Source organism: Archangium gephyra, assembly GCF_049060025.1.
Lineage (GTDB): Bacteria > Myxococcota > Myxococcia > Myxococcales > Myxococcaceae > Archangium > Archangium gephyra_A.
The window spans coordinates 3005341-3028950 of the sequence record NZ_JBMEQQ010000002.1; the positions used below are offsets into that span (position 1 = coordinate 3005341).

General features: G+C 68.6%; 9 protein-coding genes. 4 read left to right on the forward strand and 5 right to left on the reverse strand.

Annotation, left to right across the window (positions count from 1 at the left end; translation table 11 throughout):
• The first annotated feature begins 1 nt into the window (after position 1).
• The 4 genes from ACN28I_RS12890 (at position 2) to ACN28I_RS12905 (ending at position 5987) form a co-directional block, all read left to right on the forward strand.
• The gene (locus tag ACN28I_RS12890; RefSeq protein WP_420942338.1) at positions 2 to 1591 is read left to right on the forward strand and encodes an MBL fold metallo-hydrolase; all 1590 of its coding nucleotides are present in this window, start codon (positions 2 to 4) and stop codon (positions 1589 to 1591) included.
• 38 nt (positions 1592 to 1629) lie between these two features.
• Positions 1630 to 1848: an MbtH family protein gene (locus ACN28I_RS12895; protein WP_375772510.1), complete on the forward strand. Its 219-nt coding sequence runs from the start codon at positions 1630 to 1632 to the stop codon at positions 1846 to 1848.
• A 281-nt stretch (positions 1849 to 2129) separates the two neighbouring features.
• The gene (ffh, locus tag ACN28I_RS12900) at positions 2130 to 3770 is read left to right on the forward strand and encodes a signal recognition particle protein (protein WP_420942339.1); all 1641 of its coding nucleotides are present in this window, start codon (positions 2130 to 2132) and stop codon (positions 3768 to 3770) included.
• A 264-nt stretch (positions 3771 to 4034) separates the two neighbouring features.
• Positions 4035 to 5987: an Ig-like domain-containing protein gene (locus tag ACN28I_RS12905; protein WP_420942340.1), complete on the forward strand. Its 1953-nt coding sequence runs from the start codon at positions 4035 to 4037 to the stop codon at positions 5985 to 5987.
• Between the two features lie 85 nt (positions 5988 to 6072).
• On the opposite strand, the gene ACN28I_RS12910 is transcribed toward ACN28I_RS12905, so the two are convergent.
• The 5 genes from ACN28I_RS12910 to ACN28I_RS12930 all read right to left on the reverse strand — a co-directional run bounded on the left by ACN28I_RS12910 (position 6073) and on the right by ACN28I_RS12930 (position 23584).
• Entirely contained in the window at positions 6073 to 7113 is a 1041-nt protein-coding gene (locus ACN28I_RS12910; RefSeq protein ID WP_420948630.1) for a TIGR04552 family protein, read from the reverse strand.
• A gap of 169 nt (positions 7114 to 7282) precedes the next feature.
• Positions 7283 to 7783 carry a toxin-antitoxin system YwqK family antitoxin gene (locus ACN28I_RS12915; protein ID WP_420942341.1) on the reverse strand — a complete coding sequence of 167 codons (501 nt, stop codon included), beginning with the start codon at positions 7781 to 7783 and terminating at the stop codon, positions 7283 to 7285.
• 223 nt (positions 7784 to 8006) lie between these two features.
• On the reverse strand, positions 8007 to 8906 hold the full coding sequence (locus ACN28I_RS12920) for a hypothetical protein (protein ID WP_420942342.1): 900 nt from the start codon (positions 8904 to 8906) through the stop codon (positions 8007 to 8009).
• Positions 8907 to 9126: 220 nt separating this feature from the next.
• Complete coding sequence (gltJ, locus tag ACN28I_RS12925) at positions 9127 to 11163, reverse strand: adventurous gliding motility protein GltJ (protein WP_420942343.1); 2037 nt, start codon at positions 11161 to 11163, stop codon at positions 9127 to 9129.
• Positions 11164 to 11317: 154 nt separating this feature from the next.
• Positions 11318 to 23584: a tetratricopeptide repeat protein gene (locus ACN28I_RS12930; RefSeq protein ID WP_420942344.1), complete on the reverse strand. Its 12267-nt coding sequence runs from the start codon at positions 23582 to 23584 to the stop codon at positions 11318 to 11320.
• Positions 23585 to 23610: the final 26 nt, after the last annotated feature.

A 23610-nucleotide genomic window follows, 5' to 3' on the forward strand; every position in this document is an offset into this window, starting at 1 on the left:
CGTGTCCCAGCCCGCGCTGTACTTGAAGCAGAACGTCGCCGTCGAGCCGCTGTACAACCAGTGGTACGCGTGGTGGTACCTCGTGGCCCCCGCGACCGCGCCGTTGTACGTGGCCAACCACCATGTGAAGCTCATGGAGTCGTTCGTGGCCAACCCGGCCATCCACGTGGCCGCGCTGAAGAACCCGGCGCTGGCCGGTGGCCCCTACCTCAACTACGGCGTCGAGCGGGCGGGCGAGGTCAAGGAGCTGCTGGAGCGGACGCGCAAGGAGCAGGCGGCGTCGCTCCAGTTCGCCCAGGCGGTGGCGGAACTGGACAAGCTGCTGGCTCCGGCCAACGGCTCGTCCCTGGAGGAGCTGTACAAGAAGGTGCCGGACATCCTCCAGGGGTACGTGGAGCTGACGTACGACCTGAACAACCGGGCGTCGGCGCGCTTCTTCGAGTCGCTCCTCTACCGCAGCCCCCATTACAAGGAGACCTCGCAGAGTTTGTCCTTCCGCCTGCTGAAGGGGGATTCCCGGCCGTACGTCTTCAGCACGCCGCGGCTGGACTCGGACAAGGACACGCTCCACGTGCACCTCCCCTTCCGCCACGAGGCCATCGACAGGCTCTACGCCATGCGGCGCACCCCGGGCCCGGTGGAGGCCATCCGCGAGGCCATGGGCATTGGCGCCAAGGACGCCGAGCTCTTCTCCACCTTCTTCACCGACCAGGCTCCGCGCCCGGCCTCGCGCTACGACGGTGACGGCGTGCGCGTGCGCTACTTCGGCCACGCCTGCGTGCTCATCGAGACGCGCGACGTGAGCATCCTGACGGATCCCGTCGTCAGCTACGACTTCCCGAGCGACCTGCCCCGCTACACCTACGCGGATCTGCCGGAGAAGATCGACTACGTGCTCATCACCCACGGGCACGCCGACCACCTGATGTTCGAGCCGCTGCTGCAGCTACGCCAGCGGATCGGCACCGTGGTGGTCCCGGCGAGCAACGGCGGTGCGCTGGCGGACCCCTCGCTCAAGCTGATGCTGAAGGCGGTGGGCTTCAAGAACGTGGTGACCCTGTCCGAGCTGGAGAGCCTCGAGCTGCCGGACGGCTCCATCACCGGCGTGCCCTTCATCGGCGAGCACGCGGACCTCAACATCCAGGCGAAGATCGCCCACCTGGTGCAGCTCAAGGGCCGCTCGCTGCTGATGGCGGCGGACTCCAACGCGCTCGAGCCGCGCCTGTACGATCATGTCCACGCGGCCGTGGGGGACATCGACGTGCTGTTCCTCGGGATGGAGTCCGAGGGAGGGCCGCTGAGCTGGATGTATGGGCCGATGCTGCCCGCGCCGCTGCCGCGCAAGATGGACCAGTCGCGGCGCCTCAACGGCTCCAACGCCGAGCGGGCCATCGAGATCGCCCGGCGCATCAACCCCAAGCAGGTCCACATCTACGCCATGGGCCGCGAGCCCTGGATGGGCCACGTGATGGCGATGGGCTACCACGAGAATTCGCCGCAGCTCGTCGAGGCCCGCAAGCTGCTGGCCTGGAGCCAGGAGCGGGGAATCACCGCCACGCTGCCCTACGTCCAGGCGGAGCTCTTCTTCTGAAGTCCCACCCTCCCCTTCACCTGTAGGAGCACGCAGCCATGAGCGAGCACGAGGATACGACCGTCTACAAGGTCGTGATGAACCACGAGGAGCAGTACTCCATCTGGCCGGCGGATCGCGAGAACGCGCCGGGCTGGAAGGACGCGGGCAAGCAGGGCCCCAAGGCCGAGTGCCTGGAGCACATCAAGCAGGTGTGGACCGACATGCGGCCCCTGAGCCTGCGCAAGAAGATGGAGGCGCAGTCGCGCCCCAACTGAGGCAGTGCCAGGACCTGCCGTCCAGCCCGGGCGGCAGGCGCCTTGCTGGGCCCGGCCCGGTCATCCGCTCTCCGCTCTTGGTGGCCCTCCTGGGAGCCAGGGAGCGCGTCCCCTCCCCTGGCGGCCCACGGGCCCCGCGGAGGGCAACCGGGCTGCCCGGGTCTCTGCCGGCCGGATGCTGGGGCGGGACGGGGGGTGACAAACCGCCATCTCTCGACTGCTGGACGCCTCCACGCACTTGGGCATCCCGTCCTGGCCTGCGCTGTTATATAGCGACCGCCATGCTTGAGACCGTCGCCAAGGGCTTCCGAGCCGCCAAGAACCGCCTTGCGGGCAAGAGAGAGATCACCCCGGAGATGGTGGACGAGTCGCTTCGCGACATCCGCGTCTCCCTGCTCGAAGCGGACGTCGCTTTCGATGTCGTGAAGAAGTTCGTCGCGCGGGTGCGCGAGAAGGCCGTCGGGGAGGTGGTGCAGACGACCGTCACCGACAAGGCCGGCCAGAAGCACCGCGTCTCGGCGGGCGATCACTTCGTGAAGATCTGCCACGACGAGCTCGAGGCCCTGATGGGTCCGGTGGACACGAGCATCCAGCTCAAGCCCAAGGACCAGGTCAGCGGCATCATGATGGTGGGCCTGCAGGGCTCGGGTAAGACGACGACCACGGGCAAGCTCGCCAGCAAGCTCCTCAAGGAGGGGCGCAAGCCGCTGCTGGTGGCGGCGGACATCTACCGTCCGGCGGCCGTGGATCAGCTCAAGGTGCTGGGCGAGCGGCTGAAGGTACCGGTGTACTTCGAGCCCAACGTGTCGCCGCCGGAGCTGGCGAAGCGCGGGTACGCCGCGGCGCGCGAGCAGAAGTGCGACGTGGTGCTCATCGACACCGCGGGCCGGCTGGCCATCGACGAGGCGTTGATGACCGAGCTGGAGGCCATCAAGAGCAACGTCCGGCCGGACAACATCCTGCTGGTGTGCGACGCGATGATTGGCCAGGACGCGGTGCGCACGGCGGCCGAGTTCGACCGGCGCCTGAGCCTGGACGGCTTCATCCTCACGAAGCTGGACGGTGATGCGCGCGGTGGCGCGGCGCTGTCCATCAAGGAAGTGACGGGCAAGCCCATCAAGTTCCTGGGCATGGGCGAGTCGATGGACAAGCTCGAGGAGTTCCGCCCGGACGGCCTGGCGAGCCGGATTCTCGGCTTTGGCGACATCGTCGGCCTGATGAAGGACTTCGAGGGCGTCGTCGACGAGAAGAAGGCGGCCGAGGACGCGCAGAAGCTGCTGTCGGGCAACTTCTCGATGAAGGACTTCGTCGAGCAGATCCGCATGGTGCGGAAGATGGGTCCGCTGAAGGATCTGCTGGAGAAGTTCCCGCTCTTCGGCGAGATGACCGAGCAGCTCAACCCGGACGAGAAGGAGCTGACGAAGATCGAGGCGATGTACGACTCGATGACGGAGCAGGAGCGGCTGCGTCCGCACCTGATCAACGACAGCCGGGTGAAGCGCATCGCGAAGGGCAGCGGCCGCAAGACGGAAGAGGTGCGCGAGCTGCTGCAGAAGTTCGGGATGATGCAGCAGGTGATGGGGACGATTGGCCAGAACCCCGGCCTGCTGGGGCGCATCCCGGGCTTCAAGCAGATGGGCCAGTTGGCGCAGATGAAGAACATGGACCTGTCGAGCGTCTTCGGGAAGGACCCGAAGATGATGGAGAAGGCCATGGCGGGGATGGGGATGGGCGGCATGCCGATGCAGATGCCGCAGATCGCCCCGGGCTACACGGCGCCGATGGGACAGGCGGCGATGGCCAAGGCGCGGATGATGGGGTACGCCCCGCCCTCGGCCGCCAAGCCCGAGAACAAGGACGCCATCAAGGAGCGCCGCAAGCGCGAGAAGGAAAACAAGAAGAAGAACCGGAAGAAGAAGTAGCCGCCACCGCGGACTCCGGTGTCACCTACGCGCCGCTCAGGAAGCCCCAAGGAGGGCCTCCTGGAGCGGCGCGGGTGCTTCGAGGGACCAGGGGGTCCCGCTTCGTAGACGCTGCGTCCAGGGAGCGGGACGAGGTCTCACGAGCCGATTCACGACCCGAGCAGAACTGAGGCATTCTCCGCGAGTCGTTTCGGGGGCTTACGCGCGTAAGACCCTGGGACTCAGCCACAGGCTCCTGGAATGGACCCTGCACTGCGGAGTGGCATGCCAACCCTCAAACGCTACCTTCCCCTGTTCCTCGCCGGATTAATGTCCGCATGCCTCGACATGCCGGAGATCGACACCAGCACCCCACAGCAGCCAGACGCGGGAGCGGTGGATACGCCGGACTCAGGAACACCTGACCTGACTGTCACGATCACCGCTCCAACGGGCACGTTCTACACCAGCGGATCCGTGGCCATCTCCGTCGATGTCCGCGGAGGGACGCCCGAGGTGGTGCGGCTCTTCAAGGATGCGGTGGAGCTCGCAACGCTTTCCGCGCCCTACACGTACACCTGGAATACCGCAGCCGAGCCCGAGGGCAGCTACACGCTGACAGCTCACGCCACGAGGTCAGGCCGGACGTTCTCCAGCGCGCCCGTGACCGTCATCGTCGACCGCACCAACCTGCAGGTCGCTTCGCGTTCGCCGGCCCCGGGCGCGACCAACGTGGCCTACAGCACGCCCATCCAGGTGGTTTTCACGAAGCCAGTGAAGGCCACGACGATCAGCGACACCACCGTGAGCTTCGCTGTCGCTGGGGTGCTGGCGGAGAAGACCCTCTCGCTTTCGAGCGACGGCAGAACGCTGACCCTCGTGCCCAAGGCAAAGCCGCCTCTGCCAGCCACCTTCTCGATTGGTCTGAGCAGCGGCATCACCGACACAGCCGGCAATGCTCTCATCGTTCCGAGCACGGCGTGGAGCTTTGAGCTTCCGCACTGGTACTCGTTCGGCGGGCCATTGAATGCAGTGGGCGGCAGTACCCTGCTGAAAGATACCGCGATGGCTCTCGACAGCCGTGACAACCCGGTGGTTGCCTGGAGCGAAGAGTCCGCGCCTGGAGGCAGGACATCCATCTTCGTCTATCGCTGGGATGGTCATGCGTTCACCCCGATTGGCAGCGGCCTGAACGGCACACCGAGCGGCTCCGCCTACAAGCCTGCCCTGGTGCTCGATGGCAGCGGGAACCCCATCGTTGCATGGCAGGAGTCGGATGGGTTCAACGAGAACATCTACATCAGGCGCTGGACCGGAACTGCCTGGCAGTCAGTGGGGACGGGAGCGCTATCCGCAGAGAATGACACTCGTACCACTCCAAAGCCAACACCAGCAAAAAACCCCTCACTCGCAGTGCGCGGGAATGAGATATACGTCGCTTGGGATGAAATGAACGCCGATGAGTTCTCCTCCATCTATGTCCGGAAGTCAGTCGATGGTGGAGCCTTCATCGGAGTGGGTCATGGTGGAGGCACAATCAGTGCTGTAAGCAAGTTGACCAGTGGAACCAAGCCCTCACTCGTGTTGGACAGCAATGGCCAACCCATTGTGGCCTTCCAAGAACAGACTTTGGAAGAATACTCTCCCACGAACATCTACGTCATGCGCCTGCAGCCAGACGGCTACTGGGCCTATGCAGTTCCACCCTTCTACGGTGACGATACCAGCGGCTACGTATCCGGCGGCCTCAGCGCTTCCTCAGGAGGAGACACATGGGCGCGCGACTGCTCGTTGACCATTGATGCCCAGAACAACTTGTATTTGGCCTGGGCTGAAGAGTCTTATTTTGATGGACCCAGGGACATCCAAATCTTCCGTTCTACTGGTCCACAGTCCTGGGAACGGGTTGGAAGCCCCCTGAGCGCATACGGCGGTTACACCTATGCAGGGCAGGCACGGCTCCGAGCCACCCCCACTGGCAAGCTTTTCGTCACTTGGACAGAGTTCGATGGAATATCCGAGACAGGATACATGCATCTGTTTGCCAGCTACTGGGACACCAAATCTTGGAATAGCCTAACCGTCGAGGATGGTATGAACCAGAGTCAGAAAAGCAGCGCGCAACCAGCGCTTGTCCTTGATTCGGTCGGGAGACCTGTACTCGTCTGGCACGAGGGCCGCAATGCAGCAGGGAGCGGCGGCGGGGAATATGCTTACATGCAACGCTACAACGAATAGGTCCCTCAGCTCCTAAACAACCACTCAAGACGACAATTCCCACAGTAAAGGTTTCTGAGCTCGTTGAGAGCGGCAGGGCTAAGATTCAGTCTTGCCGCTTAGGAACGACAAGCCCACGGGACAGGCGACGCAGGACACGCCGCTTCTGCCGTCGCTTGTAAAGTTTGTGGGCGTTCTCCCCTTCCTCGTTCTGGCGAGCGGTCTCCTCGTCCATGATCTGGAACTCCACGAGTGTGAAGACCGTCCTGTTCTTGCGCTCGCGCGTGTCCTCTGCCGGTGGCGGTAGGTACGCATCCATCCGAACAGGCACATCCACGACGAAGTTCAACGCCCGGTAGGTGTTTCCTGAGAACAGGTTGCGAGTGCGATCCTCGCGGTCCTCGTAGTCGAGGTCCAGATGCAGTTGCTGAGCGAACTGCTTGAGATGGGGGTTCTCTTCGAGCACCGACTTGAACGAGACGAGCGTATTTTCGGTCTGGCCAGGGACGACGAAGTTGAAGGGGAAGAGGTGCTGCGTCAGGAAATAGAGGACCGGAACGATGTCCGTCGGCTTCTGGGTGATGATGCGGAAGCGCGTCCGGTCGTAGATCTGGGCCGCGACCGTTTCCTTCTTGGCCAGCAGCTTCGTGATGAGGGACTCGCGCGACTTGATGGAATGGGCGAACTCGGCAACGGGCAGCCCCTTGTCCCGGAGCACCTGCGCCACACCCAACACTTTGGCGGTCACCAGCTCGGACAGATCCGCCTCGGAGACCGCCAGGCGGTGCATCAGGTCCCGGCCTTCGATGTGCTGGAGGACGTGCATCACCTTGAGCACGATGCAGGCGATGCGACGGTGCCTCGGGAGACCCTTCACTCCGGAGGCATAGAGGAAGAGATCGTGGATCTCCTCCGGTTCCGCCACGGAATCCGCGACCCGGTAGTCGAAGGTCTGCCGGAGGTACTCGACGGCATCGGCGAGGACTGTGCGGGCCCAGGCCTCGTCCTCGGACCGAGAAGTGTCGATCTGACAGAGCCGGAGGAAGCGGTCGACCTCGTCCCGGCTCTGGAAGTGCATCCGTCGCCAGTCGATGACCGAGCCTCCTCGAAGGATGAGCCGGATGCGCTCGAGCTCGCGGAGGCCCATGTCCGCCACGGTGCAAACGGGGATATCGGGCAACTGTGGGATAGTGGGCGCGGACTTCACGCTTGGGCTTCTAGCCGAGCCCGCCCATCGAAGGAAGCGCTTCCGGAAAAGCAGAAGGCCCTCGCCTGCTCGGAGAGGGCCCTCAGGGAGTCACCGTGAGGCGGAGCGCCTACTTCGCGGCGACCTGCTGATCATCACGATACTGAGCTTGGCGAACGAGCTTGCCGTCCTCGGAGAACTCCTGGACGAGACCGTGGCGCTTGCCGTTCGCGAACTCCTCGACCAGTCGCTGCTTTCCGTTGGGGAAGTACTCCACGTGCTTGCCGTGGTAGTTGCCCCCCTGGAACTCAGTCCGGCCGCGAACTTGGCCGTCCTCGCTGTAGAAGGTCCACAGACCGGAGCGGAAACCATCGACGTACTGCCCCTCGGCGCTCTTCTTGCCGTTGGGGAAGTAGGAAGCGTACGGCCCATGCGCATCGTTCCTGCCGGCCTTCGCATCGACCTTCCGGCAGTAGAGGCCATCATTCTGGTTGCCGGTCTGCTTCGTCCCCGCGGGGCACGTCAGCTTGGGGGTGGAGCCACTGCTGGAGGCAGTGCCCTGCGCGAACGCAATGGGGGCGGCAAGGGTCAGTCCGATAACGAGCGTGCGAGTCAGCTTCGAATGCAGCATGTGCTTCTCCTTGATGAGTACGCCGGAATCCCGTGTGCTCACTTCAAATGACGTTCCTGTTCAGGAGAAATTCAGAGCCGATTCCCGATGCGGAATCGTTAGTCGCCGGGTTGAAAGCCTACCACTTCAAAAAAGCAGAACCCCACCCAGTGACACACTGGATGGGGTTCCAAGGGAATGACTGCGGCTGTCAGGAAACTAGCGAACGCTCATACCTGGAGCGTCAGTAGTTCGCCTGGTAGCAGAAGAAGTTGCCATTGGTGAAGTAGGCCCCAATAGACAGGGTGTCGCTAGCCTCAGCAACGCAGAAGCTCATGACGAAGTCCGCGCGCTCACGGTTAGTTCCGGTCACCGTGTAGTTGCCAGCCGAGCTGCTGATGATGTCGGAGCCATCCACCTTGACACCCGCAACCCGAACATAAAAGAGGCCGTTCAGCTCGTCCTTGGTCGCCGGGAACGGAGTGCTGGAATAGGCCGACACGGTGACCCTCACCCGCTTGGGAGTCGACCCAGTGCCGCAAAAGCTATCCAGTGCCGCGCTCGTCGTCACGGCCTTGAAGATGATGGGGCCGGTCGTGCCCAGCTCGTTACGCTGGGTGAAGTTCTCGTAGTTCTCGCACGTAGGAGCAGGGACCGCCGCACACGTGTTGCTGCTGCAGAACTGACCGTAGGCGCAGGTGCTCTTGCCCTCGCCCGAGCAGGTGGCGCTGGCGGCCGTGCACGTGCCGTTAGAGCACACCTGGCCCGAGGCGCAGTTCGCGTCCGTGGTGCAGGCGGGCGTGGTACCACCGGGCGACGTGCAAACCCCGTTCGAGCACGTCAGGCCCGAAGCATCAGACACGCGCTCGTCGCGCTGACACAGCGCATCCGTGGCGCACTTGCAGATCTTCGTGCTGTTCGTGGCGCTGATCGCCTCGCAGGTCTTGGACGACTCGGGGCAATCATCTCCGATGGTACAGGTCTGCACGCACATCTTGGCGTTCGGATGACAGATCTCGGACGTATCGCAGTCCGTATCCGCCGTACAGGCCAGGCTCTCACGGCCACCGTCGGGGCAACCCGTCAGCACCATGCTCATCGCGCCCAGCATAGCGACCATCAACGTCATCTTGCGAAGTTGCATGTTTCGACTTCCTCCTGAATGGATACGTCGCATGAGGCGGGCCGCCGGCCACTCACTCAGGCCCCCCTTCAGCGCGCGGCTTTAGTCCCGGCGCTCCAGACGTGTCAACGAATGTCGACGCGACCTTCGACGCATCCTCCAAGAGGCAATTCAACATCCCTGGAAGCGGACAGTCGTACGAGCCAAGTGACTCAAACGTGACTGTCCGCTCCTCGGATTATTAGAACGTGAACGGGAAATCGATGGGATCGCCCTGCACCTTGTGCTTCGGGAAGCTCCAGCCCTTGATGAGCCCCGAAATACAGGTCGCCATGTAGGTCGTGCGGAACTCCGACGTCTGGCAGGACACGTTCTTCGTCTTGCCGTTGGTCTGGATCGTCCAGCGCATCACCAGCTTGCCGCTCAGGCCCGGATCCTTCTTCTTCTGCTCGTTCACGCACTTGATGATGGCCGGCTTGTTGGCCAGCACCACCTGCATGATGTCCGACTGCCCGAGCTTGTCCTGCGCCGCACCACCACCGCCAGGCTCCGGCGGGATGTAGGCCGTACGGCCGTTCGCCGACACCGTGTCGCTCTTGGAAGAGCTGGGCTTCTTCGTGCCGAAGAGCTCATCGAACTCGTCATCCGCGCTCCCGCCGCTCCTGGCGGGCTGCGGCTTGCTGCGCACGACCGGCTCTTCCTCCCGGGCGGGCTGAGGACGGCTGACCGGAGTCGGGGTCCGCTTGGCCGGCACCTCGGCCTTGGCCACCTGCTGCGGCTCCGTCTTCACCGGCTCGGCGGGCTTCACCGTCTCGGCGGGTGGAGGCGTCACGGGGGCGGCCGTCGGCGCGGTCCCAGGAGTCCCCGCGGCGGCGACCGCCGGGGCAGTCGCCGGAGCGGTGCCCGGCGCCGTGGCCGGCTGGGCCGTGCCCGGCGCGGGCGTGGCGGTGTTCTGCGCCACCGCCGCCGGAGGAGCCGGCATGGGCGGCAGCTCTGCCGGCTTGGACGGCGCCTGGGCCATCGGCTGCGTCGCCGCGGGCTGCGGCACGGGTGCCGGCTGCTCGGAGGACCGGGTCGCGATGAAGGCGACCCCACCGATCAGCAGCACCACCACGGCTGCAGCGCCGATGATGATCCCCATCTTTCCGCCCTGCTTCGGCGCGGCCTGCGGCGGATAGCCAGGGTATCCCTGAGGCGGCGCGTACGGCTGCGCCTGCGGCGCATACGGCTGGCCCATCGGCTGTGGCGCGTACGCCTGCGGGGGCGGCTGCGCATAGGCCGGCGCCGGAGCGTGCTGCAGGTACGGCGCCGGAGCGGGCGCGGGAGGCTCGGCCATCAGCGGGCTCTGTACCGCCACGGGACCGGTCTCCGGCGGAGGCACATCCAGCAGCCCCGAGGCCGCGGGCTTCACCTTCTTCTCCTCCGCCGGCGCGGCCTTGGACGCGGGCTTCGACAGCGCCTCGTTCTCCTCCTTCACCAGCGAGGCGAGCACGCTCGCGGCCGACGGCTTCCAGCCCGTATCCTGCGCGGACGGCACCGGCGCCGGCGTATCGGACTTCGCCGGCTTCGCCAGGCCACTGGCGAAGGCGGACTCGACGGGCCCGGACGCCACCGGCGCGGACGACGCCATCGGCGCGGGCTCCACGATGACCGGCTTCGTCGGACGCGGCGCCAGCACCGACGCCAGCTCCGAGGTCTCGGAGAGCGGAATCCAGTCGCTGAAGCCCGCGCGCCAGCACAGGCTGTCAGGACCGACCTCGCCCCGATCCCAGTAGTCCTTCACCTTGTCCATCGACAGCGGACCGACCTGCTTCTCGTCGATGGCGACGAACCACTCGTGCGAGGCCGCGGACTTCGCGTTCCCCTCGGCCTCCGCGAGCTTGCGCACCGTCTCGCCAGCGTCCGACAGGGCCGACGAGTCCAGCTGCGCCGGACCGGCCGCCTCGCCCGCCGGAATCCTGTGAGACCCGGAGTTGAGCACCTGGTCGAACACGGCTCCGAGCTCGTCATCTTCGACACCGCTGAAGATGCCGCCCTCGGGAGGCGTGCCCAGCGTCGGGGGCAACCCGAAGCCGTCGTTGGTCGATTGGCCCTGGGACGCGGCCGCATCGCCAGCGGCCTCACCACCCGTCCCCTCCTCCTTCACCGGCTCGGAGCCGGCTGGGCGGACCACGATGTTGTAGCCGCACTTCTTGCAACGGACCTTGACGCCCTTCGCGCCAACCTTGTCGTCGCTAATCATGTACTGCGCGCGGCAGCTATCGCAGACGAAACGCATCGTTCCCCGCAACTCTCAGAAATGACGGCAGAAAATCCGCCGGAATCGTAGAGGTGGCTTCCGGGGGGGTCAAGGATGCCGCTCTTGCCCGCCCGGTCGCTCGTTCAACGCGTGAGACCCCTTTTCGGGTCTCACGCACACTCGAGCCGCTCATCTACTTCCTTACCTGTACCTCCACGTCCGTACCTACCGCGACACGCAACTCGCGGAGCTCGTCGGACGTGGCGAACAGGAGCAGCTCCTTCAACTTCGTCTTCGGAGGGACCCGGAAGGCCGAACCGGTCTCTCCCATCACCATGCGCTTGACGGGCTCGCACTCGCCCGCGGCGAAGAGGCCGGCGCGCGCGGCCGTCAGCTCCGCGCCCTCGAGGTACTGGCGCACATCCCCCGGCGTGGCCGTGGGCAGGTAGACACGCGCCACCTTGGCCAGGGCCGCGCGGGCCGGCTCGCTGAAGGCCTTCTCCAGCGGCTTGCGCTCGGCATCCACCAGCCGCGGGTCCACCGTGAAGCGCAGGTTGGGCACCACCAGGCTCAGCGCGGCCTGCACCACGGCCTCGAGCCGCTCCGGGACCAGCCGCTGGCTCATGGCCAGCTCCGGACGCACCAGGGCGAGCGTCCGCCCCAGCAGGTAGTACGCCTCGCGCTGCCCCTGCTCCGCGAAGAAGCGCCCACCCGCGCGCACACAGGCCGGGTGCGTCTGCAGCACCTCCACGTTGACGAGCGGATCCGGCGCCGGCTCGTTGGAGCGCTTCGCCATGTTCTCGCGGCGGATCACCAGGTGCGGCGAGTACAGCTCCACCGCGTCCATTCCGAACAGGCGCGCCACGTACCGGTAGTGCTGCACGTGGTACTCCTGCGCGCTCGCCAGGTCGACCCGGTGCTTCTTCGGGACGATCTGGTAGTTCTGGTGGGGCACCGCGTACAGGTGGCCCACCTGCACGAAGAGCAGCCCCATCAGCTCGGTGAGCGGCCCCCGCAGCTTCGGGTGCAGCAGGTGCGTCAGCCACATCTGGTCGGACAGCGGCCGCTGGGCGACTTCCTTGCGCTTCGCGTAGGGCCCCAGCTTGGTGAGGATTTCCTTCTCGTCATCCCCCGCCTCGCCGAGCAGCCCCGCCGCCGCCTGCGCGGCCATCCACGCGCCGTCGTAGTCCTTGCGCACCGCGGACAGGCGCACCAGCTGCGAGACGACCTTGCGCGCGTCGCTCGTGTTGGGCAGGGCGCGGCGGAGCGCGGCGATGGCCTCGTCCTCCTTGCCCGGAGAGGCCGCGGCCAGCTCGGCGTAGACCTCCTGCACCTGCGCATCGTCCGGCAGGCCCTTGGCGACGACGCCGTAGGCCGCCACCGCGCCCTCCTGGTTCTTCATCACCTGGCGGTAGAGGTCACCCAGCGCCCGCCACAGCCCCATGCGCGCGCCGTGCGTGTCGGGCGTCTTCGGCATGCGCCCGAGCATCCTCGCGTAGTTCTCCTCCAGGGACTTCCACTGGCCCGCGCCGCCCAGCATCGCCTCGAGGGCGCTGAAGGCCTCGATGAAGCGGTGATCCAGGTCCAGCGCCGTGTTGAAGGCCACGGCCGCGCCCTCCACGTCGCGCAGTTCGTCCCGGCGCAGCTCGCCGAGCGCGAACCACACCCGCTTCGCCTTGTTGGGCTCGGCGACGAGCGCGGGCAACCGGAGCATCCGCTCCAGCATGTCCGCGGCCTTCTGGCCCTGGCGCGCCTCACGCAACAGCACGTAGAGCGCGTCCAGCACCTCGAGCGACTCCGGCATGAGCTTGAGCGCGCCGGTGTACGCGTCGATGGCCTGGTACGGATCCTTCAGCTTCTCGCGCGCGAGCTGGCCCAGCTCCAGGAAGACCCGGGCCTTCGCCTCCCCTTCCAGCACGTTGGCGAGCTGCTGGCGGACCTCGGCGGCCCGCTCCCAGCGGCTGCCCTGGTCCATCAGCGCCACCAGCGCACGCAGGGATGCCTCGTGGCTGGGGTCGACGGCCAGCGCCTTCTCGAAGTGGTTCTGCGCCCTGTCCGCCTGGTTCAGCTTCGCGTGGATGTCGCCGAGCTGCCAGTAGACCTCCACCACCTCCATGTCCGTGAGCTCTTCACGGTGATGGATGAGGATGGTCTGGAAGATGCGCAGCGCGTCGTCGTAGCGCTTCGCGTGCTGCACGAGCAGGTGGCCGTAGCCCTCGAGCACCGGCAGGTAGGTCGCATCGAGGTCGTACGCCTTCTTGTACGAGGCGAGCGCCTTGTCGCGGTTGCCCAGCTTGTCCGCCACGTAGCCCAGCCGGTAGAGCTGCCGGCAGAGTTCCGCGGCGATCGCGGGATCCTTCTCCGCGATGGCCTTCTCCGCCATCTTGCGCACCACGATGTCGAGCATCCGCTCGGCGGACACCCAGTCTTCGCGCGCACTGTAGACATCCGAGAGCGGACGCGCCGCCTCCAGGCTGTCCGGGGCGTACTTGAGGGTCTCCTCGTAGTAGGCCGTGGCCATCTCCGGGTCGCCCTTCGTCTCGGCGTTGTAGCGCGCCACCTCGAGCAGCGAGCGCGCCTTGGCCTCCGCGTCCTCGGTCTGCTGCGCCTCCTGGAGCAGCGTCTGCTCGTAGCCGCCCCAGTCCTTCTCCTGCTCCTGGATGCCCTTGAGGGCGCGGATGCTGGGCAGGTGGCCCGGGTCGATGGAGAGGGCGTTCTGATAGGCCGCACGGGCACTGCCCGTGTCCATCAGCATGTCCTCGTTCATCTTGCCCATGCGGTAGTACAGCTCCACCGCGTCGGGCGCGGCGCCCGCCAACTGCGCCTCCTGATGCAGCATCTCCAGGGCGTAGGGCCAGTTGCCGCTGCGCTCGTACAGCTTGCCGAGCGCGTGCAGCGCGGGCCGGCAGCCGGGGTCCACCCCCAACGCGTGGTGGTACGTGTTCACCGCCCGGTCCACCTGCTTGAGCTGCTGGTGGTAGACGTTGCCGATCTCCACGTACAGCTCGGCCTGCTCCTGCGTCGACGTGGCGAGTTGCAACTGCCGCTCGTAGGCGGCGACCAGGTCCTCCCACCGCGCCTGCACGCGCCGCAGGCGGATCAGCGTCTTGATGGCCTGCAGGTTCTGCGGATCGATCGCCAGCACGCCCTCGATGAAGGCGTCCGCGTTGGCCGGGTTCTGGTACTTGTCCTCCCAGATGCTCGCGCAGCGGAACATCACCCGCACACGCTCACGGTAGTCACCGACCACCTCGAGCATGCGCTCGTAGATGGAGAGCAGCTCCGCCGGCTGATCCAGCTTCGTGTACAGGCGCTCCATCGACTCCAGCGCCTGGAGGTTGTACGGCTCGAACTCGAGCGCCTGACGGAAGGCGGCCACCGCCGCCTCGTCGTCGCCGATGTCGCGCTCGTAGACGTTCGCCACCTCGATCTGGATGCGCGCCCGCTCCTCGACGGTCGCCGCCAGGTCCCGCGCCCGGAGCAGCGTGGAGGCCACCTCCCGCCAGGCCTTCTGGCGGCGGTACAGCTCGGTGAGCACCCCGAGCGTCTCCGCGTCCGGCTCCAGGTCCAACGAGCGCAGCAGCGCGCTCGCGGACTCGTCGGGGTCTCCCTGCTCCTCGAAGACGCGGGCGATCTCCCGGAGGATGCCCTTGCGCGCCTCGATGGAACCGGCGGCCTCGAGCTTCTGCTCCAGCGCGACCACGTACTCGCGCTCACGGCCCCGCCGCTGGAACATCCCCGCGAGCCCATCGAGCGCCGTGGCGTTCGTCGGATCGAACTCGAGGATCTTCCGCAGCGCCGCCTCGGCCGCCTGCGCATCGTTCAGCTTCAGGTCATGGACGCGCGACAGCGTGGCGTACATGCGCTCGGCCAGCGGACCGCGCGGCAGGGCATCCGCCACCTCCTCGTAGACGGCGGCGAGCTCCTCGTGAGAGCCCGTCTCGTCGGCGAGCCGCTCCACTTCCTCGCGCAGCGTGTCGTCCGACGCGTCGATCTGCAGCGCACGGCACAGCGCCAGGAAGGCCACGTCCTTCTGGCCGAGCCGCTGCTCCTGCACCCTCGCCAGCTCCTTGAGGGTGCCCAGCTTCTCCTCTTCGGTGACGAGGTGCGGCAGGTAGCGATCCACCACCTGCGCGTAGGCACGCCAGTCGTTGTGCGTCCGGTACAGCTCGCACACGCGGGCGTACGCCGTGGGGTTGGCCGGATCGAGCTCCAGCACCTTCTCCAGCGCGCCACCGGCCAGCTCGGGCTTGTTGCCCGCGCCCGTCCACAGGTCCGCCACCGCGAACCACGTGGCCACCGCCTGCTCTCGCTCCTCGGCCTGCTGGTGCACCTGCACCTTCAGCTCAAGCGCCCGCACCGCGTCGTTGTAGGCGCGCAGCGAGACGAAGAGCGCATGGACGCGCTCCAGGTCCGCCACCGTGTGGGGCTCCACTTCCAGGGCGCGGCGGGCCGCGTCCAGGGCCTCCTCGCGGCGGCCCATGCCCGAGAGCACCTCGGCCAGCCGCAGCCTCAGGGCCTTCACGCCCTCGGCCGCCTCCTGCAGCGGAATGAGCCGCCGCAGGATGCCCACCAGCTCCTCCGCCTGAGCCGTCTCCTCGTAGAGCTCGCGCAGCGTGTCCAGCACGCCCCGGTGCCGCGCGTCGCGATCCAGCGCGGCCTTGAGGTAGCTCACCGCCGCCTCGGGCTGCTTCAGCAGACGGTACAGCACCCGGCCCAGCCGCTCGTTGAGCCGCACCACCTCGCGCGGATCCAGCGTCTGCGCCAGCCGGTCCGCCAAGAGCGTGCGCAGCTCCTCGTGCCGGCCGGACTTCTCGAGGAGTCCCTCCAGCGCCGTGAACGCCTGCTCGTTGCGGGGGTTCTTCGCCAGCAGCTCGCGGTACAGCTCGATGGAGCGGTCCAGGTCCTCCAGCCCCTCGGAGGACACCTGCGCCATGCGCGTGAGGACACGCTCACGCTCCGGGCCGGTGACGCGCTCGGACTGCAGCTTGAGGATGTTGTACAGCTTGTCGTGCGCGCCGGCCGAGTCGTAGATGGTCTCCAGCAGCCGCGCCGAGGCGAGGTGCCCGGGCTCCAGCTTCAGCACCTGCTCGAACGCGGAGGCCGCCCGGTCCATGCCGTCCAGCTTCTCCTGGACCAACTGGCCCAGACGGAAGAGGAAGCCGACCTTGTCCGCCGTCTCCTCCGCCGAGGAGGCCAGCGCCTCCAGCACGTTGGCCAGCTCCGGCCACGCCTCCAGCGTGACGTACAGCCGATCCAGCGCGACCAGCGCCTTCTGCTGTGCCGCCGGGTTCAGCGTGCGCGCGCGCTCGTAGTAGACGACGGCGCGCTCGGGCTCCTGCAGGCGTGCCTCGAACAGGTGGCCCAGCTTGAGGCACATGTCCGACGCGTCCTTGGCCTCGGCCACGCGCGGCAGCGACTCCTCGTAGGCCACCACCAGCTCGTCATACGAGCCGGCCGCCTCCGTGGCGTTCTCCAACCGCCGGCGCAGCTCGCCGTCGTTCGGGTCCTCCTTGAAGGCGCGGAAGAGCGCCAGGAAGGTGAGCTCCGGCTCGCCCTGGCTCTCGCGCAGCGTGGCCAGCTCGCTCAACAGCGCCTTGCGCTCGTACGAGTCCGGCGACACGCCCGCCCGCGTCTCGATGACCGACGCGAGCCGCGCCACGTCCCCGCTCGCCCGGAAGGCGCGCAGCAGCGTCTCCACGGCGAGCAGGTTCTGCGGCTCGCGGCTCACCAGCGCCTCCAACCGGCCCACCGCGCCGGCATGGTTGGGCTGCACCGAGAGCACCTCGCCGTAGAGGGCCAGCGCCCCCGCCTTGTCCAGCAGCTTCGTCTCGCGCAGCACCGCGAGGCGGAAGCGCAGCTCCAGCCCCTCCTCGGGCGTCACGAGCGCGATGCGGCGGGACAGCACGTCCGCCATCTCCGGCCAGCGCTCCAGCTTCTGGCACAGGTTGTCCATCCGCGTGAGCGCGGAGGCGTCGTCCTGCTTCACGTCCAGCAGGCGCCGCAGGGTGGCCAGGGCGCCCAGCCCGTCCTGCAGCTTCTCCTCCTGGAGCACGGCGATCTGCAGCAGCACCGCCGCACGGCGTGCCGGCTCCTCGGCGCTCGCGAGCTGGCGGCGCAGCACCTCCAACAGCTCCTGCGGCGTGCCCGTATCCGCCACCAGCCGCGCCACGCTGTCGAGCGCGTCGGTGTCCGTGGGGCGCAGCGTCAGCACCTTGCGCCACGAGGCCAGGGCCTCGTCATCCTCGCCCAGGCGCGCCTGCAGCCGGGCCAGGGCCCGGTACAGCTCGGCGCGGGCCGAGTCACTCGCCCGGGGCGCAATCTCCGAGAGGACGGCCGCGAACTCCTCGGCCGCTCCCGCCTTGTCCACCAGCGAGAGGCACAGTTCCAACGTGCGGGCGTCATCCGACGCGTCACGCAGCGCGCGGGTAGCGGCCAGGAAGGCCATTTCCACGTTGTCCAGCGGGCCCGCGTACGTCTCCGCGATGCGGCGCAGCAGCGCCGCGCGCTCCTGGGGCACCGGCTCGGCGGAGACGCGCGACTCCAGCATCTGCACCTGCTTGAGGTGGTCGCCCACCAACGCGAACACCGGCTCGAGCGCCAGCGCCGCCTGCCCACGCAGCGGGCTCTCCGAGCGCGCCATCTCCTCCAGCGCACCCACCGCTCCGGGGTGTCCCTCGCGGCGGCGGAGCACTTCCTGGTACAGCTCCAGCGCCCCGCGCGGATCATCCAGGCGGCTGAACTTCAGGCGGCCCAGGCGCACGCGCAGCTCGCTGCCCTCTTCCTGGGCCTTGCGCGCATCCGTGAGCTGGATCTCCCGCTCGATGTGCTGCGCCAGCTCCGGCCAGCGCTCCATCTGCGTCAGCACGCGGCCCAGCAGCTTGAGCGCGTTGGCGTCCTCGGGCCGGCGCTCGAGGATGTCGCGGTACGTCTGCGCCGCGAGCGCCTTGTCGGAGAGCGTCTCCTCGGCGAGGTGGGCCAGCTCGAAGAGCAGGTTCACCTGCGCGGGGACGGACGGCTCGGCGCCCACCTGCCGGCGCATGGCCAGCGCCAGCTCACGGTTGGCACCGGTCCGCCGGTGCACGCGGGCGATGGACTCCAGCACCTGCTTGTTCTGCGGATCGCGCCGGCTGACCTCCTCCAGCGCGCGCACCGCCAGATCGTAGCGCTTGAGGCGCCCGTCGTAGATGCCCGCGAGCCGCCGCCACAGATCGCCCGCCAGGGGCTCGGTGGCTCCGCGCTCGAGCTGATCCTCGTACGCCGCCGCCACCTCCTCGAAGGAGCCGGAGTCGGCCGCGAGCCGCTCCAGGTCGTCGCGCACGCCGTCGTCCTGCGGGGCCTCGTTGAAGGCACGCAGGCGCGCGGCGAAGGCGAGCGACGTCTGGCCCAGCGCCTCGCGCAGGGTGGCGATCTCCTGGATGCGCTCCAGCCGCCGCACGGGCTGCGTGACGGGCAGGAGGATCTCCAGCACCTCCACCAGCTTCCGGGTGTCGTTGAGGCCGCGGTAGACGGGCTCCAGCAACCGGGCCGCTTCCACCCGCTGCGCATCGACCTGAAGCATGCGCTCCAGGCCCGCGACGGACTGCGGATCTCCCGGCGTCAGCGCCAGCAGGTCGCGGTACGCGCTCAGCGCCTCGGCGTGGCTGCCCTCCTTCTCCACCAACTGTGCCCGGCGCAGGATGAAGCCGCGGCGGGACTCGGTGTCCGTGGCCAGCTCGGCGAGCAGGTCCAACACGTCCGCCTGCTCCGTGAAGCGCCGCGCCTTGCCGAACAGCTTGTCCAGCGCGAGCAGCCCGTCGGCCGCCCTGCGGATGGCCAGCGCCTGGCGCCACGTCTCGATGGCCTTGGCGTCGTCGCCCGCGGCCGCGTAGGCCTCGCCGGACTTCACCAGCAGGGCGCGCCGGTCCTCGGGGTCCTTGGCCAGCGCCGACTGGGCGGCGTAGACCTCGGAGAGGCTCTTGGCGTTCTGCCCGCGCTCGTACAGGCGCGAGAGGGCCTCGAGCGCCTGCCGGTCCTGCGGCGCGTCCTCCAGGATCTTCTTCCAGACGGTGGCGGCCTCCTCCGTCTGGCCCACCTGCTCGCGCAGCTCCGCGGACCGGCGCAGCAGGCCCAGCCCCGAGGGGTCGCCCGTGGGCAGGTCCGAGGCGGCCTCTTCGTACAGCTCGGCGAGCATCTCGAACGAGCCCGTCTCCCGCGCGAGCCGCTCCAGATCCGGCTGCTGGCCCTCGCGATCCAGGCCCTGCGAGAAGGCCTTCACCGCCGCCATGAAGGCGAGCGACGGCTGCTGCATGTCCTGCTCGTAGATGCGGCGGATGTCCGCGGCGAGCTGCACCTTCTCCGCGCTGAGAGCGGAGGCCATGCGCGCCTCGCGCAGGGCCACGCGGCGCGGGTGATCGCCCAGCCGCGCGAGCACGGGATCCAGCACCTCCAGCGCCCCCGCGCTCATCGGCACGGCGGCCTTCACCCACTCCTCGAGCGCCGCACGGGCGCCGGGGTGGCCCGGGTCCTCGGCGAGGATGCCCTGGTAGAGCTGGAGCGCGCCGTTGGGGTCATCCAGCCGGGTGCGCTTCAGCTCGGCGAGGCGGAAGGAGACCTCGCGGCCTTGCGGGCTCTGGCCCTCCTGCGTCCGCCGCAGGCCGAGCGCCCACGCCAGATCCTTCTCATGGCCCAGCTCCGCGTAGAGCCGGTCCAGGGCGACGGCGGCCTCGCGCTGGAGCGGATCCCGCTCGGCGATGGCGCGCCACGCGGCGGCGGCGCTCTCGTTGTCGGCCAGCTTCGACTCGTGCAGCAGGGCGGCCTCGCGCAGGTACGCGAGCTGCTCGGCCAGCTCGGGCGCGGCGGCGGCCAGCTTCTCCAGCACCTCGGCGAGCGCGGCCCACTCCTCACCCGCGCGGTGCAGGCGCTGCAGCGAGCGCAGGCAGTCGAGGTTGCCCGGCTCCAGCGCCAACAGGTCGCGGAGCGACTTCAGCGCGGCATCGCGATCGTCGAGCTTCTTCTCCTGGACCTCGGCCAGCTCGCGCAGCAGCCCCGCCTGGGCGGAACCCGCGTGCCCTTCCTCCACCAGCTCGATGATGATTTCCGCGTAGGCGTCCAGCGAGTCCGCGTCCTCGGCGGCCTGGCGCGCGGCGGCGCGCAGCGGCATGTCCCCCGGTGCCAGGCGCAGGGCCCGGGCGAGCGAGGCGAAGGCCAGCTCCGGCTGGCGCAGCTGCGTCAGGTGCACCTGCGCGGCCTGACGGAGCACCAGCACACGGGCCGCGTCGTCACGAGCCACCTCGGCGAGCACGTCGAGGGCGGCCACCAGCTTGCGGTGGTCCTTCGTGGCCTCGTAGGCGGGAATGAGGGCGCGCGCGGCCTCCTCGCGGGCGTTGCCGGAGCCGAGCATCCCCTCGAGCGCGGCACGGGCGTCCACGTCGGAGGGGCGCTGGCGGAGGATGTCCGCGAAGCTGCGCACCACGTCGGTGCGGTCCCCCGAGGAGTCCTGCAACACCTGCGAGCGCTTGAGCGTCAGGCGCGCCACGCGATCCAGATCACCCGCGTCCTCCGCGAGCGCGATCTGCCGCGCGAGCACCTCGCCCAGCTCCCGCTTGCGGCCGGCCTTCTCGTATAGCTCGGCCAGACGAGGCAGGTGACGCACCTCGTCCGCGCCGGAGTGGATGGCGGCCTGGAGGGCCTCGGCGGCCTGCAGCGGCCGGCCCAGCCCGGCGTTGAGCTCCACGAGCTGCATCTGCAGCTCGATCTTCTCCGCCTTCGTGGCGGTGCCGATCCGCTTGCGCAGCAGGGCATCCGCGTCCGCCGCGCGCCCCGACTTGCCGTACAGGGTGATCAGCCGGCCGAGCACCTCGGGCGACTCGGGCTCGCGCTGCAGCGCCGTCTCCAGCGAGCCGATGGCCTCCGGGAGCGCCCCGGACTGCTCGGCCAGCGTCGCCGCCTCGGTGAGCAACTGCACCGCGAGCGCGGGCACTTCGGCCTCGGTGGCCAGCGCCCGCAGCACGCGCACCAGCTCGGCGTGCGAGGACAAGTCGTGCGCCAGACGCGCCGCCTCGGCGCGGTTCACCTCGTCCGCGGGAGCCTCGCGCAAGGCCTTCACGCGCAGGTCGAAGGCGGCCCGGCCGTCGGCCAACTGCTTCTCGTGGATGTCGGCGATCTGCCCGGACAGCCGCTGACGCAGCGCCGCGTCCTTCGTGGCCTCGAGCTGCTGCAGCATCGCGGACACCTGGCGCTGGTGGTCGCCGGCGCGGCCGTAATGGCCGGCCAGCGCCTCGGAGATCTCCGCCGTGCGCACACCGGCCGCCGAGAGCCGCTCGAGCCCGCCCAGCACCACGCCCGTGGCGACGTTCTCCGCGAGCAACTGGAGGAAGATGCCCACCGCGTCCTGCGGACGGTTCAGGCGCTCGGCGTAGAGCCGGGCCTGGCGCGCCGCCCAGTCGCTGCGCTCCACCTGAGTCTCGGCCAGCTTCGCCAGCTTCCCGGCCAGCGCCGCGGCCTCCTCGAACTTGGACAGCGCCACGCACAGCGCCTGCAGGCGCCGCACGGGGGACGGATCCTCCGGAGCGAGCTTCACCAGCTCGCGCACCATCGGCTCCAGCTCGGACGGAGCCGTGCCGGTGGCCTCGCGCCGGGCAATCTCGCCCTCCAGGCGCGCCTTCGGGTCATCCGCGAGCGCGGCGGCGGACCGGAGCGACTTCACCGCTTCCTGCGCGGCGCTGTCACCCGGCGAACGCGCGAGCACCTCCCGCCAAGCCGCCTCGGCGCCCGCGGGATCCGCCAGCGTGCCCTGGAGCAACTGCGCGAGGTGCCGCCAGAGCGTGAGGGCCGCATCGGGGGGAGCGATCACGGCCGCCCGCCGCAGCGCCACCGCGAGCGCGGGCTCCGCGTGGGCCTTGCCCGCCTGCTCCACCACGGAGTCCAGCAGCATGGGCCGGCCGGGCTCCAACGCCAGGGCGCGGGCCAGCACCTCGAAGGCTCCGCGCGCGTTGTCCGCCTCCTCATAGAGAAGCGCGAGTCCCTCGCAGAAGGCCACGCGCTCGGAGCGCGGGCGGGGAGCGAGCAGCGCCAGGTCCAGCAGCGGCTCCATCGCCTCGAAGTTCTCGTCCTCCGCCAGGAGGCGGGCCAACTGGAAGGCCGCGAGCGCGTTGGCCGGATCCAACTTGAGCGCGGCCTCGAGGTGCGCGCGCGCCCCGTCCCCGTCCTTCTGGTGCAGGCAGAGGTCCGCCAGCCGCAGCCGCAGGGCCACCTGCGTCACGCGATCCTTCACCGTGCCGAGGTAGCGCTCCAGCATGGCGAGGGCGTCCGCCGCCCTGCCCTGCTCCAGCAGCAGCTCGGCGCCGAGGCTCGCCACGTCCGCGCGCGACGGGTCCACGCTGACGGCCTTCTCGAAGGCGGCGAGCGCCGAGGCCGCGTCGTTGAGCCGGGTGAGGCGCAGCGTGCCCAGCCGCAGCCACAGGTCCACCTGGGTGTTGCGCTCGCGCGCCTCGCCCGCCATCGCCTCGAACCAGGTCTGCGCGGGCCCGAAGTCACCGTTGCGCTCGGCGACGCGCTCGATGAGGTTGAGGGCCTCGGGCATGCCGGGCCACAGCAGGAAGCAGCGATCCAGCGCCTCCTTCACCTTGTCCGTGGCGGCCGGCTCGTACCAGGCGTGCAGCTTGGCCACCAGGAGGGACAGCCGCGCCGCGCTCTTGCGATCGCGCTCCTCCAGGGACATGCCGCGCAGCATGCGCGCACGCTCGCGCCACGCCTGCTCGAAGCGCTGCAGCGTCTGCGTGGCCTTCTCCGCCCGGGCGTGCTGCGGATCCAGCTCCCGCACGACGGCCAGCGCCTGCTGGGCGAGCACGTGCTCAGTGGGATCCTCCACCAGCCGCTCGGCGAAGGCGGCGTACTCCTCCACCATGCCCTCGCCACCGAGCGCGTTCCTCTCGCGCTCCAGCGACTCGAAGACGGGCTGGAAGCGCTCCTCGGCCATCAGCAACTGACGGGCCCGCTTGAAGGTGGCGCGCTCCGGCTTCGCGCGCGCGGCGCGCTGCAGGCACAGCACCGCACGATCCCTCCGGAACAGCTTCTGCTCGTGGAGGTTGGCCGCCTTCAGGAAGAAGGACGCGGCCTCCTCGCCCTGGCTCAGGCCACCGAGCCGCTCCAGCACGTCCACGAGCGCGGCCATGTCCTGGCGCGCCTCGTAGACGATCTTCAGCCCGCGCAGCACGGGCCTCGGGTCCTCGGCGATCAGCAGCGCGCGCCGCAGCAGCTCCTCGGAACGGCCAGGGTTGCGCAGCCGCTCGTAGGCGAGCTGTCCCGCGCGCACGAGCACCCGGACCGCCTCGGCGTTCGGGGTCTCACGCGCACGTCCCTCGTACAGACGGATGAGATCCTCGACGCGGCCAGCCTTCTCGAGTGAAGCCTCGACCTCGGCGAAAGGCCGGTCGGAAGCGACACGCTCAGCGGGTCGACGGAGGTTCGACTGATCCATGAAGGGCAGGCCTCGCGAAAAGAAAG